Raw genomic sequence first — 13,933 nt, 5'->3', positions numbered from 1 at the left:
TTGATTTCCGGATACGCCATGACAGCTTTTGATAAAGACCAGGTTTCCCGTTTCCGCTTCGTCCGCTGCGATTTCGCCGCGGACACCGGTGTGGCGCGGCTGGTATACGCCTTCGACGACGGTCCGGAGTTGACCGAGACCGTCACCGTGCCGGGCGCGCCGTTCCAGTTGGACGACGAGCGCACGGCAGCGGTGCAACGCGCCCTGCAGCTGCTGCACCTGATTGCAGGTGTCAGCTACTACAAGGCGGCGGTGCCGGCGCAGGTAAGCATCGACAGCTACGCCATCGACGCGGCCACCGCCGCGTTGGTGGAAACGGTGTACTTCAACGGCCTGGGCGAATTCGCCTACCGTAACGGCCTGAACCTGCGCGACCGGTTCAAGCTGCCGGTGGCTGAGCCCCTCTCCCCCCGGGAGAGGGGTTGGGGAGAGGGTACGTCAGCCGACGCAGCCTCCTCCGCAGCCGTACCCTCACCCCCGGCCCCTCTCCCGACGGGAGAGGGGAGCAAAGCGCCTGCCCTCGGCCTGGCCCACCACGCCCTGGTAGCCATCGGCGGCGGCAAGGACTCGCTGGTCAGCATCGAAGCCCTGCGCAACGCCGGCGTGGCCGAAACCGTCACCTGGATCGGCGGCTCGCAGCTGATCCGTGCCTGCGCCGAGCGCACCGGCCTGCCGACCCTCAACATCGGCCGCACGCTGGCGCCGGAGCTGTTCGAGCTCAACCGCCAGGGCGCATGGAATGGCCATATCCCGGTCACTGCGGTGAACTCGGCGATCATGGTGTTGGCTGCGGTGGTGCAGGGCGTGGATCAAGTGGTGTTCTCCAACGAACGTTCGGCCAGCTACGGCAGCCAGATTGCCGGTACCGGTGAAGTGAACCACCAGTGGTCCAAGGGTTGGGCCTTCGAGAAGGCATTCGGCGAATACGTGCAGCAGCACATCGCCGCTGACCTGAACTATTACTCGCTGCTGCGTCCCTTGTCGGAGCTGGCGGTTGCCCGTCAGTTCGCCAAGACCGATTTCTACGACGCGCACTTCTCCAGCTGCAACCGCAACTTCCACATCCTCGGCGAGCGCCCGGTGAACCGCTGGTGCGGCGTCTGCCCGAAGTGCCACTTCGTGTTCCTGGCGCTGGCCCCGTTCATGCCGAAGATCCGCCTGGTGCGCATCTTCGGCCGCAACCTGCTGGACGATATGGAACAGGCCGGCGGCTACGACGCGCTGCTGGAGTTTCAGGATCACAAGCCGTTCGAATGCGTGGGCGAGGGCAAGGAATCGCGCGCTGCAATGGCGACCTTGGCATCGCGTCCGGACTGGAAGGAAGACGTGCTGGTCAAGCGCTTCGCCAACCTGATCCAGCCGACCTTGTCGGCGGACGAACTGCAGATTGAACCGCTGCTGGTATTTGATGGCGAGCACCGCATCCCGGCAGCACTGTGGGAGCGTCTGCGTGCGAATTTCGCAGCTTGAAGGCAAACGCGTCGCGCTGTGGGGGTGGGGGCGTGAGGGCCGCGCGGCCTATCACGCGCTGCGTGATCGGGAATGGGGGATCGTCAGCGGTGATTCGCAGGAGCGGTTTCCTGCGCGTTTGAGCGTGCTTTGTTCCGCTTCCGAGGCAGAAGAAATTCTTGCGCTTGGCGATGCACACCTGCGCGTTGAAACCGAGCTCAGCGGTGAGTTGCTTGCTTCGTTCGACGTAGTGATCAAGTCGCCGGGCATCAGTCCGTACAAGCCCGAAGCGCAGCATGCCTTGGCGCAGGGCACGCAGTTCATCGGTGGCACCTCGCTGTGGTTCAGCGAGCACGCCGGTGCCGATGGCGCGCTGCCGAACACGGTCTGCGTTACCGGCACCAAGGGCAAGAGCACCACTACCTCGTTGCTGGCGCACCTGCTGCGCGCGGCCGGGCATCGCGCCGGCCTGATCGGCAATATCGGTCTGCCGCTGCTGGAGGCCCTGGACCCGCAACCGGCACCGGACTACTGGGCGGTGGAACTGTCCAGCTACCAGACCGGTGAAGTTGCCCGCAGTGGTACGCGGCCGGACGTCGCCATCGTGCTGAACATCTTTCCTGAGCATCTGGACTGGCACGGCAGCGAGCAGCGCTATATCGACGACAAACTGTCGTTGGTGACCGGCGGTCATCCGCGCGTCGCCGTGCTCAACGCCGCTGACGAACACCTGCGCGCGCTGCAGCTGCCGCACAGCCAGATCGTCTGGTTCAACCAGCCCGAAGGCTGGCACATGGTTGGTGAGATTGTGCATCGCGGTACGCAGGCAGTATTCGACACCTCGAACACGCCGCTGCCCGGCCGCCACAACCGCGGCAACCTGTGCGCGGTGTTGGCTGCGCTGGAAGCCCTTGGTCTGGATGCGGTTGCCTTGGCGCCTGCGGTGCAGAGTTTCCGGCCATTGCCGAACCGCCTGCAGCTACTGGGCGAACGCGATGGCCTGCGTTGGGTGAATGATTCGATCAGCACCACGCCGCACGCATCGCTGGCCGCCTTGGATTGTTTCGCCGGGCAGCGCATCGCCTTGCTGGTTGGCGGGCACGATCGCGGCGTGGATTGGCAGGACTTCGCCGAACACATGCGCGACAACGCGCCGGTCGAGATCGTGACCATGGGCAACAACGGTCCACGCATCAATACGCTGCTCGCGCCATTGGCCGAGGCGGGCGGTTTTGGCCTGCACGCCGCGACCGATCTGCCGCATGCGGTGGAATTGGCGCGTGCCGCGCTGAGCGGGCAGGGCGGGGTAGTGCTGCTTTCGCCGGGCGCACCGAGCTTTGGTGCCTACAAGGACTATGTGGCGCGCGGACGGCACTTCGCCGAGTTGGCCGGGTTTGATCCGGACAGCATCAGTGCGATTCCGGGTATCGGTATCCTGTAAGGCCTTGGCCGGGGCCGACGTGGCGCTGATTGTCAGTCGGCGCCACCCATTACCTGCAGATCACTCTTCTTCGTCGGTGAAGGCGTAACCGCCGTCTATCAGCTGCTGCAGGTAGGCATCGAAGCTGGGCGCGATCACCGCATAGCTGTCCGGGTCGTGCAGGTAGCGCACGACCTGGCCACTGATGCCGCCGTCGGCAGGATCAAAATCCAAATACAACATCGAGGTGCCGCCGTTGTTCATGCAGTGCGAAAAGCACAGGCGCCTGCCCATCGGCACGTCGGCATCGATGCCGGCGCCGAGAATCTCCGGCTCATCGTCCAGCCATTCTTCGTAGATGGAACGGATGCTGTCGTCCCACTGCGCGCTGTCCTCGAAGATCTGCTGTACCGAACGCAGGTAGTAGGGGTAGCTGCCGTCGCCGACGTCCGAGCCAAGCATCAGCACGTTGACCTCACCTTGCGGGTAGTCCCGGTAGTGGCTGCCATCTACCTGCGCCAGCAGCTCCAGCAGGCTTGCCGGTACCTGCGGCCACTGTCGCTGCAGGCGCTGCAGGTCTGACTGGCTTGCGCCTTCCACCCAGCGCCACATCGGGGCGTCATCTGCCGACAGGCGTGGCGCAAGGCCGGAAAGGAAGGTATCGACAAGGCTCATATGCAGATGGATGCGTGGGGGATGCCTATCCAAGCACACCTGCGTAACGCCGCCAATGCACAATGCGGCACGGGAGGCGATATCGACTGGATGCCTCCGTCCTCTTCTCAGGAGCGCAGGCATGAACAAGTGGCGATGGGCTGCAATGACAATGCTGGGACTGGCGGCAACGCCGGCATGGGCCGCGATGAAGTCGCAGCCGCTGGAGTGGCAGCACGACGGCACCACCTTCAGTGGCGTGCTGGTCTACGACGACGAAGGTGACACGCGCCGTCCCGGCGTGGTGATGGTGCCGAACTGGCGTGGCGTCAACGCCTCGGCGATCGCCAAGGCCGAGCAGATTGCCGGCGATGACTATGTGGTGCTGGTTGCCGATGTTTACGGCAAGAACGTGCGGCCCAAGGACAACGATGCGGCGGCTGCTGCTTCCAAGCCCTTGCGTGAGGACAGGGAGCTGCTGCGCGCCCGTGCGGCTGCGGCGCTGGATGCCTTGAAGGCACAGGCTGGCAAGGTGCCGCTGGATGCTTCGCAGATCGCCGCCGTGGGTTTCTGCTTCGGCGGCACCACCGTGCTGGAGATGGCCCGCGCCGGCATGCCCTTGGCGGGCGTTGTCAGCTTGCACGGTGGCTTGTCGACACCAGCTCCGGCAGCAGCCGGCAGCGGCAAGGTACCGATCCTGGTCCTCAACGGCGCGGCTGATCGCGGCGTCACTGCAGAGGACATCGCCAACTTTGGCAGCGAGATGGATGCCGCCAAGGCCGACTGGCAGTTCGTCAACTTCAGTGGCGCGGTGCATTGCTTCGCCGAGTCCGACGCCAACAGCCCGCCGGGCTGCCTGTACGACCCACGCGCCGCCAAGCGCGCGTGGAAGATGATGGACAATTTCCTGGAAGAGCGGCTAGGGGACTAACGCTTGGTAGGGGCTTTACCAGCGATGCCCTGGGGCCTGTAGTGCCGAGTCATGCTCGGCAGGGGCTTCACCAACAATGTTTTGTAGGAGCGGCGCTGGGTGGCCTCGGGCCATAAGCCGCGAAGCCAGAGCAAGATCAGAAGCGGCAAAGCTACCCCTCCCCAACCCTCCCCTTGCCTACGGCAAAGGGAGGGAGCGTAGTGCCGAGCCATGCTCGGCAAGGGGCGTTCCCAGCAACGCATCAGGCGTGCAGATTTGTGGGAGCGGCATAAGCCGCGAAGCTGACTACCTGTCAGATCGCGGCAAATACTGTCCGCACGGGATGCGCTGCTGGCGGTTCGCCTTTGGTAGCGCCGGGAACAAGCGTGGCTTCGCGGCTTATGGCCCGAGGCCACCCAGCGCCGCTCCTACAACGACGCCCGGCTCTGCGCCGCCGCTATCGCCCCGCTGATCGCCGCCCGCGCTTGCGGGCTGTTGCGCCAGCAGCTGCTGCCCAGCATGGCCGAGGCCTGGCTGACGACGTCGCCGGTTTCGGCTTCCGCCAACTGCTGCAGCGAATGGAATCCCAGCTGCTCCAGTCGGGCCACCACGGTGGCACCGACCCCTTTCACCGCCAACAGCACGGCGCGTTCTTCCTCGTTGAACTGCTGCAGGCCTGCCATCGCGATCAGTGGCTGCGTTCGATGGCGTAACGGGCCAGGCCGCGCAGGGCGGCAACGGCGTCGGTTTCCGGTAGGCCGTCCAGCGCCTGCTCGGCGGCGTTGGCATATTCCACGGCGCGCTTGCGGCTGTATTCCAGGCCGCCGGTTGCATGGATGGCAGCCAACACTTCCGGCATCGCGCTGGCATCGCCGTCCTGCACGATCTCGCGCAGGCGGTTGCGGACCACTTCGTCCGAGTGCGCCATGGCATGGATCAGCGGCAAGGTGGCCTTGCCCTCGGCGAGGTCGTCGCCCAGGTTCTTGCCCAGCTCGTCGGCATTGGCGGAGTAATCCAGCACATCGTCGGCGATCTGGAAGGCATAGCCCAGGTGCATGCCGTAGTCGTAGAGCTTCTGCTGCACAGCTTCGTCGGCGCCGGTGGCCAGCGCGCCCAGGCGGGTGCCGGCGGCGAACAGCACCGCGGTCTTGCGCTCGATCACCCGTAGGTAGGCAGCTTCGTCGGTATCCGGGTTATGCACGTGCAGCAGCTGCAGCACTTCGCCTTCGGCGATGCGGTTGGTGGTGTCGGCCAAGATCTGCATCACCGCCATGCGCTCCAGCTCGACCATCAGCTGGAAGCTGCGCGAGTACAGGAAGTCACCGACCAGCACGCTGGGGGCATTGCCCCACAGGGCATTGGCGGTGCTGCGGCCACGGCGCAGGTCGGATTCATCGACCACGTCGTCGTGCAGCAGGGTGGAGGTATGGATGAACTCGATGATCGCCGCCAGCTGGTGGTGCTCCGGACCGGCGCCGCCGACCGCATGGCCGGCCAGCATCACCAGCATCGGCCGCAGGCGCTTGCCGCCGGCCGAGACGATGTGGTCTGCGATCTGGTTGATCAGCACCACGTCCGAGGACAAGCGGCGACGGATCAGGGCATCGACGGCAGCCATGTCCGCTGCGGCAAGGGTCTGGATGGCAGGCAGGCCCAGCGCGGGGCGGATATGTTCGGCGATGCTCATAGGAAGACTTCAGGGGGTACCCGGGGATTATAGGCGGTGTGGGCGCGGGCGGCCCGTTGGGGCCGAAAACCGAACAGAACCGGGCCTTTGCGCAGTGAATACGTATGCAAGCAACCCCGCCGGCAAAGCGCCGACGCTAAGCTGGCCGGCATACATTTCGCAGCCCTGAAACAGGGGCTCTGAGGCCCGTAGGGGGGCGTTCGATGTCCAAGACTCCATGGTGGCGCGGTGCCGTCATCTACCAGATTTACCCGCGCAGCTACCTGGACACCAATGGCGACGGCGTCGGCGACCTGCCGGGCATCATCGATCGCCTGGAGTACGTGGCGTCATTGGGCGTGGATGCGATCTGGGTGTCACCGTTCTTCAAGTCGCCAATGGCTGATTTCGGCTACGACATCGCCGATTACCGCGATGTGGACCCGCTGTTTGGCAACCTGGCCGATTTCGACCGCTTGCTGGCCAAGGCGCATGCGCTGGGCCTGAAGGTGATGATCGACCAGGTGTTCAGCCATACCTCGGTGGACCATGCCTGGTTCAAGGAAAGCCGCGAGAGCCGCGACAATCCCAAGGCCGATTGGTATGTGTGGGCCGATGCGCGCGACGATGGCAGCCCGCCGAACAACTGGTTGTCGATCTTCGGTGGCGTGGCCTGGCAGTGGGAGCCGCGGCGTCGGCAGTATTTCCTGCACAACTTCCTGGCCTCGCAGCCGGACCTGGATTTCCACAATCCGGCGGTGCAGCAGGCAACGCTGGATTACGTGAAGTTCTGGCTGGACCGTGGCGTGGATGGCTTCCGTCTGGATTCGATCAACTTCTGCTTCCATGACGCGCAGTTGCGCGACAACCCGCCGAAACCCGAAAGCGAGCGTATTGGCCGTGGTTTCAGCCCGGACAACCCGTATGCGTTCCAGTACCACTACTACAACAACACCCGGCCGGAGAATATTGGTTTCCTCGAGCGCCTGCGTGCCTTGTTGGATGAGTACCCGCAGGCGGTGACCTTGGGCGAAATCTCTTCGGAGGATTCGCTGGCGACAACTGCCGAGTACACCGCGCCGGGCCGCCTGCATATGGGCTACAGCTTCGAGCTGCTGGTGGATGATTACAGCGCGGCCTACATCCGCGGCACCGTCGAACGGCTGGAAGCGGCGATGGGCGAGTCCTGGCCGTGCTGGGCGGTTTCCAATCATGACGTGCAGCGTGCTGTGACCCGTTGGGGCGGGCATCCGGCCAAACCGTCGTTGGCGAAGATGCTGGCGGCGTTGGTGTGTTCGCTGCGTGGGTCGGTGTGCATCTATCAGGGTGAAGAGCTGGGGCTTGGCGAAGCGGACGTGCCGTTCGAGGCGCTGCAGGATCCCTACGGCATCACCTTCTGGCCGAACTTCAAGGGCCGTGATGGTTGCCGCACGCCGATGCCGTGGACTGATGATGCATTGGCTGGGTTTACCACTGGCAAGCCGTGGTTGCCGATTCCGACCGAGCATCAGGCTTTGTCAGTGCAGGCGCAGGAAGTGGATGGCGATTCGGTACTGCATGCCTTCCGCAGCTTCCTGAGCTGGCGCAAGGCGCATCCGGCCTTGGTCGAGGGGTCGATTCGCTTCCTTGATAGTGCTGAGCCGGTGTTGCTGTTCGAGCGTCAGGCCGGCGATGAGACCCTGTTGCTGGCGTTCAATCTGTCCGGCGAAGCGGTGCGGCATCCGTTGCCGGCCGGTGAATGGCAGGCCTTGGCGCTGCCGGGCCCGGTGGCGGGTGCGATCGAGGCTGGCGAACTGGTATTGCCTGGGCACGCGGTGTATTGCGCGCGTCGCAGCTGAGTTTTTGTTGCTCTCTCTTTTGTGCGGGCGGAGATAGCATCTCCGCCTTTTTTTTTGGCTTTTGGCTTTTGCTTTTGGCCTTGGCCTTGGCCTTGGCTCTGGCTCTGGCTTTGGCTTTGTCTTTGGCTCCGGCTCCGGCTCTGGCTCAGGCTCAAGCCCCACACCCGCCTGCGGGCGTGGGGTTGGGGTGAGGGCGCTTCTAAAAGCAGGCCAAAGCCAAAGCTCCCCCCCATCCGCCCTACGGGCACCTTCCCCCGCAGGCGGGAGAAGGGAAAGCCAAAAGCCAAGAGCCAAGAGCCAAAAGCCAAGAGCCAAAAGCCAAGAGCCAAGAGCCAAGAGCCAAAAGCCAAGAGCCAAGAGCCAAGAGCCAAGAGCCAGAGCGATTCCCGCCTGCGCGGGAATGACGGCGTAACTTCAACAACAACCACAGACATCACACAACAGCCACAGCCACAGCCACAGCCACAGCAAATCGGCCAATGCTTTGGCTGCAACAAACTTCAGCAAATTCCTTCTGGGATACGGAAAGCGCCAAGGCTGCTCACAACGCAAAAGGCCCGCTGCAAAGCAGCGGGCCTTCAACGCGCTCTCAACCAGAACGGTTTAGAACTTGTAGTTCACACCCACCTGGTAGGTGCGGCCCCATTCCACGGTTTCCAGTGGCCTGTCCTTGGTGCCGGCATAGGTTTCGTACTTGGAGTTGGTCAGGTTGCTGGCCTGCAGGAACAGGCTCAGGCCCTTGAACATCGTGCCGTCGCCGAAGCTGTAGCCCAGCTGTGCATCCAGCACGTCCTCGCCCTTCACATAACGCAGGGTGCGGGCGCCATTGAAGTTGCCGATCTCGCCGATGAAGTCCGAGCGCTTGCGCTGGTTCAAACGCACTTCAAAGCCGCTGTTCTCGTAGTAGGCGGTGAAGTTGTAAACGCGCTTGGACAGGCCCGGCAGCATGATCGGGCCGGTGCCAACGCTGTTGGTGTTGGCAGGGTCGGGCTTGATCATGATGTCGCTGTCGTTGAAGCTCGCGCTGGCCACCACGCCGAAGCCACGCAGGGCATCGGTGAACAGGTCCAGCGGCAACGAGGCGGTCAGCTCGGCGCCGCGCAGGCTGCCACCGGTGCCGTTGAACGGTGCGGTGTAGTAGCCGATCGACTGTGCCGGGACCTGCAGCTGGGCTGCATTGGTGCCAACCTTCAGCCACTCTGCCACCTGGTTGGTGAAATCGTAGCCGTCACGCTTCTCGGTGTAGATGTAGCTCTTCAAGTCCTTGTAGAACACGGCGGCGGCCACGTAGGCCTTGTTGCCGAAGTACTTTTCCCAGGACAGGTCGGCGGCGTTGGCTACCCACGGATCCAGGGTCGGGTTGCCGCCGCTGGAACCAGGCTTGCCGGTATTGGTGTCCATGCCGAATTCCATCGAGGCGCGCAGTTCGTCGACGCGCGGACGCGCGACCTGGCGGGCGAGGGCGAAACGGATGGTGTTCTCGGCCGGCAGTTCGAAGGCCAGGTTCAAGCTCGGCAGGAAGTCCAGGTACTTCTTGCCGGCGTTGATCGGAATGACCTGGCTGCCAACCGGCTGTGAACCATCCCAGTAATTGGAATGCGAAGACTGGTCGACATGCTGGGCCTGGATGCCGACGTTGCCGCGCACCGGGATCGAGCCGATCTGGGTGCTGATGTTGGCACGCAGGAAGGTGGTGGTGATCTTCTCATCCACCGTCCACTGCTTCGGAATCAGGTAGCTTTCGGTGGTGGTCGGGTTGAACGTCATGTAGCGGCCAACCGCAGCAGGCACGTTCCAGGCCGGGATGTAGCCGGCGCCGGCAAAGCCCAGGTTGACCGGCTTGTACTGCAGGTCGGCGGCGATGCTGGTGATGCCCTGTGCACCGAGGTTGATGTTGCCCTCGGCCTGGGTCTTGTTCTTGCTGCGGTCGGCGTAGTTCATGCCGACATCGAAGTCCGAGAACCAGGTGAAGCCTTCCGGCACCGGGAAGGTGGCCGCCAGCTTGAAGCCCTTCAGCTCATCGTCCACATGCGGCGTCTTGCCGTAGCCGGAACCATAGATGGTATTGGTGAGGTAGAGCTTGCTGTAGTCCGAGTAATCAAAGCCCGGGGTGAACTGCGGGAAGTTGCCACCTGCGAAATTCAGCTTCACCGAATCCAGCATCGGTGCTGGCAGCAGCTGCAGGTTGTTCTCCAGGTTCAGCTCGTCACGCTCGGCCTTGGACCAGCTGACATCCGCCACCACGCGTACATCGCCGAAGTTGAATTCGTTGTTCCAGCCAATGGCCTTGATGGTGTCTTCGCGGTTGTTGTACATGCCGCGGATCAACGGATAGACGTTGTGCGCCGTGCCGCTGACGAAGCTGCCGTTGCCGTTCACGACCACGTCGGTGACGTTCAAGCGGTCGTAGCCGCCGTTGTAGTCGCCCAGATGGATTTCCATCTGGTTGGCGGTGTCGTGTTCCTTGGCCTTGGTGTAGAAGGTGTCCAGCGTGCTGGTCCAGCTGTTGTTGGGTCGGAACTGCAGGGTCGCCATCACGCCGTCGCGCTTGGCATTGCCGGTGCGGCGCAGGGCCTTGATGCCGTCGGAGTAGAAGGTGCCGGCAGCAACGCCTGGGCGCCAGTTGTCGCCGATGGCCTGCCACGGCTCGTACAGGCCGACCTGGTTTTCCTGTTTGGACATTTCCGAGTGGGAGATGCCGATGGCAAGGCCGATGGTGTTGTCGGCGAACTTGTCGACGTAGCTGAAGTTGAGACGGTTGCCGTACGGATCCTCGCCGGCGGCTTCGCCCAGCGAGTTCTTCTGGTAGCGGCCGCTGACGGCGATGACGCGCTCGTTGTAGCTGAGCGGGCGCACGGTCTGCATGTCCAGGGTGCCGGACAGGCCCTGGCCGACCAGGCCGGCGTCCGGGGTCTTGTACACGGTTACGCCGCTGATCAGCTCGGACGGGTACTGGTCGAACTCCACCGAGCGGTTGTCACCGGTGCTGACCATTTCGCGGCCATTGAGCAGGGTGGTGGCGAAGTCGGGCGACAGGCCGCGCACGCTGATGGCCTGGGCGCGGCCGGCGACGCGCTGGGCGGCCAGGCCGGGCAGGCGGGCGATGGATTCGGCGATGCTCACGTCCGGCAGCTTGCCGATGTCTTCGGCCGAAATGGCTTCCACGATCGAGGACGAGTCACGCTTTACCGAGATCGCGCTCTCGATGCCGCGGCGGATGCCGGTGACGGTGACGGTGTCGAGGTCGACAGCTTCAGCCTTGGCTTTCGCTTTGGCCTCGTCGTCCACGGTCTGTGCGTGTACGCCGGTGGCGGTCAATGTGATGGCTGAGGCCAGTGCAACGCTCAGCAGATTGCGCTTGGTGTTCAACATACTCCCCTCTCCCAGGTGATGTCGTTTGGTTGTTTTTTGTGCTCCCCCGTATTTTTTGGGTGGGGGATGCATCGCTGTTTTTTGCTGCTTGCGACTGACTCGCATGGTAATCAGCGGGCAAGCCCGTGGTGCTGGGCTGCATACGTATTCAATGGGGGTTTGCGTTGGCAGATAGGTCTGAAAACGCTTTCTGTGGTGGTTCTGCCTTCACGCCGTCATTCCCGCGGAGGCGGGAATCGCTCTGGCCTAGGCTTTGGTTTTTGTTTTATGCCGTCATTCCCGCGCAGGCGGGAATCGCTCTGCGCTCTTGACGTTCCGCGCGAAAGTCAAAGACAAGAGCGATTCCCGCCTGCGCGGGAATGACGGCTGTAGGGCAAAAGCCCAAAGCCCAAAGCCCAAAGCCCAAAGCCTTGGGCTCCAGACCCAGTCCTTACTCCACCGGCACAAACCGCACAGCGGCACCGCCACCAGCCGCCAGCTGCAGCTTGATCCGGTCGCGGTTGTCGACCACCCGCGTCTCACGGACAAACGCAAACGGCGCAGTCTCCCAATTGGCACCGTCCCCATCGCGGTAGATCTCCGCGCGGTAACGCTTGCCCGGGGTCAGGAACGACAAGGCCACATCCAGCGCCTGCGGCTTCTCGCTGCCAACGCTGCCGACAAACCATTCCTCGCTGCCACGCGCCTTGCGCGCAAACGTCACGTACTGGCCAACCTCGCCATTGAGCACATGGCTTTCTTCCCAATCCACCGCCACGTCCTTGATGAACTGGAAGGCGTCCGGGTGCTGGGCGTAGTGCTCGGGCAGGTCGGCGACCATCTGCACCGGGCTGTACAACACCACGTATAGGGCCAGCTGTTTGGCCAGGGTGCTGCGCAGGGGCAGGCCGTTGCGGCCCTTCAGGCTGACGATGCCGGGGGTGTAATCCATCGGTCCGCCCAACATGCGGGTGAATACCAGCGTGGCTTCGTGGCCGGGCGGGTTGGGCGGGTTGCCCCAGGCGTTGAACTCCATGCCGCGGGCGCCTTCGCGCGATACCCAGTTCGGGTAGGTGCGGCGCAGGCCGGTGTCCTTGATCGGCTCGTGGGAGTTGATCGCGATGTGCCTGGCCGCGGCCTGCTGCAGCACGCGCAGGTTGTGGTTGCTCATCCACTGGCCTTCGTGCCATTCGCGGGTGATCGGGCCATCGGCCTGGTCCTGGCGGTGGATGTCACCGGCGTCGCAGACATAGCCTGTCTTGACCACATCCACGCCGTTGCGCGCATACAGGTCCAGCGCGGCGGGCAGCTGGCGTTCGTAATGGCTGACCGCGCAGGCGGTCTCGTGGTGGCCGATCAGGTGCACGCCCTTGCCGGCGGCGTAGCTGGCAAGGCGGGGCAGGTCGAAATCCGGGGTGGCGCGGGTGAAGTCGAAGGCCTCGCCGTTGGCGAACCAGTCGCCATCCCAGCCGATGTTCCAGCCTTCCACCAGTACGCCGCGGAAACCGTTGGCGGCGGCGAAGTCGATGTAACGGCGGGTGTTCTCGGTGGTGGCGCCGTGCTTGGGACCGGTCGCCCAGGTTTCGGTCTCCAGGTGCAGCGACCACCACACGCCGGCATATTTGGCTGGCTTGAACCAGCTCACATCGCCGATGGCGTTGGGTTCGTTGAGGTTGAGGATGAGGCTGGATTCGGCCAGATCACCAGCTTTCTCGCCGATGGTGATGGTGCGCCATGGGGTGTTGAAGGGCAGGGTACGCACCACCGGCGCACCGCTGCTGGACGGGGTGAGCGTTGCGCGCAGGATGTCGCCATCGCCACGCGCCAGGTTCATGCCGGCGTAGTCCACCAGCGCGGCTTCGTGGATGGAGATATGCAGGCCGTTGTCGCTGCGCAGGGTCAGCGGGGTCTGCGCGGTGCCGACTTCCTTCAGCGGGGTCTGGTGGTACAGGTATTCTTCGCGGTTCCACTCGAAGGCGGGAATCCACCAGGCGGTGGCTGGGCGCGCCAGTGCGAACTCGGTCAGCTCGGCGTGGATCTGCGCCTGCTTCATGCCGGCCTGCTGCGGGAATTCGTAGCGGAAGCCGATGCCGTCGTCATAGACGCGGAACACCACGTCAAAGCGGCGCTCGTAGTTGCGGCCTGCGCCGGGCTTCTCGGTGAAGCTGGCGCGCAGTTCGTTGTAGTGGTTGCGGGTCAGGCGGCGCTCGCCCCAGGGCTGCTCCCAGGTTTCATCAAAGCTGCGCTGCGACTGCCCCGTAAGCGCGACATTGCGCTCCAGGCGGCCATCACCAAGCAGCATGCCCAGCCGCGACGGGGCGATCACCGCTTGGCCATTGCGCTCCACCCGGTACGAGGGGCGGCCTTCATGTTGGGATTCGACGACCACTACAAGCTGCTTGTCGGGTGAGGTTACGCGCGCCAGATCGGCGGCGTGGGCCGGCAGGACGCTGATCAGCAGCAGCGCGAAGGCGGCTCTCAGCGACAGGCGGGCAGGGGTGGAACGTGAATCGGCCATGCGGGTCTCAACTCCGGGTTCTGGTCGGCGCGCCGGCCCAGCGGGGCGGCACGTGGCGCCACTATTCCCCGGCCGAGGCCGCTGTGGGGGCAATGCCGCATTGAATACGTATGCAACAGCGGTGCAG

The 13,933-nt window shown here is 63.9% G+C and carries 9 protein-coding genes; 4 read left to right on the top strand and 5 right to left on the bottom strand.

The genetic code is table 11. The annotated features are described in order from the left end of the window. The first annotated feature begins 18 nt into the window (after positions 1-18). Both murL and murD read left to right on the top strand, forming a co-directional pair. Positions 19-1,470: a UDP-N-acetyl-alpha-D-muramoyl-L-alanyl-L-glutamate epimerase gene (gene murL, locus AC1VWL_RS03165; RefSeq protein WP_482985721.1), complete on the top strand. Its 1,452-nt coding sequence runs from the start codon at positions 19-21 to the stop codon at positions 1,468-1,470. Next, positions 1,451-2,890 carry a UDP-N-acetylmuramoyl-L-alanine--D-glutamate ligase gene (gene murD / locus AC1VWL_RS03160; protein ID WP_482985720.1) on the top strand — a complete coding sequence of 480 codons (1,440 nt, stop codon included), beginning with the start codon at positions 1,451-1,453 and terminating at the stop codon, positions 2,888-2,890. Before murL ends, murD begins: the two co-directional genes overlap by 20 nt. A gap of 60 nt (positions 2,891-2,950) precedes the next feature. Here the strand turns inward: murD and AC1VWL_RS03155 are convergent, their stop codons facing one another. Then, on the bottom strand, positions 2,951-3,544 hold the full coding sequence (locus AC1VWL_RS03155) for an SMI1/KNR4 family protein (protein ID WP_482985719.1): 594 nt from the start codon (positions 3,542-3,544) through the stop codon (positions 2,951-2,953). 121 nt (positions 3,545-3,665) lie between these two features. On the opposite strand from AC1VWL_RS03155, the gene AC1VWL_RS03150 reads away from it, so the two are divergent. After that, entirely contained in the window at positions 3,666-4,454 is a 789-nt protein-coding gene (locus AC1VWL_RS03150) for a dienelactone hydrolase family protein (protein ID WP_482985718.1), read from the top strand. Positions 4,455-4,861: 407 nt separating this feature from the next. Here the strand turns inward: AC1VWL_RS03150 and AC1VWL_RS03145 are convergent, their stop codons facing one another. Both AC1VWL_RS03145 and AC1VWL_RS03140 read right to left on the bottom strand, forming a co-directional pair. Further along, positions 4,862-5,116 (bottom strand): helix-hairpin-helix domain-containing protein, encoded by a 255-nt coding sequence (locus AC1VWL_RS03145; protein WP_481615286.1) that lies wholly within the window; start codon positions 5,114-5,116, stop codon positions 4,862-4,864. 5 nt (positions 5,117-5,121) lie between these two features. Further along, the gene (locus AC1VWL_RS03140; RefSeq protein ID WP_282270849.1) at positions 5,122-6,120 is read right to left on the bottom strand and encodes a polyprenyl synthetase family protein; all 999 of its coding nucleotides are present in this window, start codon (positions 6,118-6,120) and stop codon (positions 5,122-5,124) included. A 203-nt stretch (positions 6,121-6,323) separates the two neighbouring features. On the opposite strand from AC1VWL_RS03140, the gene AC1VWL_RS03135 reads away from it, so the two are divergent. Beyond that, a complete protein-coding gene (locus AC1VWL_RS03135) occupies positions 6,324-7,937 on the top strand; it encodes an alpha-glucosidase family protein (RefSeq protein ID WP_482985717.1) in 1,614 nt (537 codons plus the stop codon). 603 nt (positions 7,938-8,540) lie between these two features. Here AC1VWL_RS03135 and AC1VWL_RS03130 read toward each other — a convergent pair. Then, positions 8,541-11,309 (bottom strand): TonB-dependent receptor, encoded by a 2,769-nt coding sequence (locus AC1VWL_RS03130; RefSeq protein ID WP_481615284.1) that lies wholly within the window; start codon positions 11,307-11,309, stop codon positions 8,541-8,543. Positions 11,310-11,739: 430 nt separating this feature from the next. Continuing rightward, a complete protein-coding gene (locus AC1VWL_RS03125; RefSeq protein ID WP_482985716.1) occupies positions 11,740-13,806 on the bottom strand; it encodes a glycoside hydrolase family 97 protein in 2,067 nt (688 codons plus the stop codon). Positions 13,807-13,933 lie beyond the last annotated feature (127 nt).

This window comes from Stenotrophomonas sp. STEN063 (genome assembly GCF_056854515.1).
The sequence above is the reverse complement of the archived record's forward strand: the minus strand, read 5'-3'. Positions and strand labels throughout refer to the sequence as shown.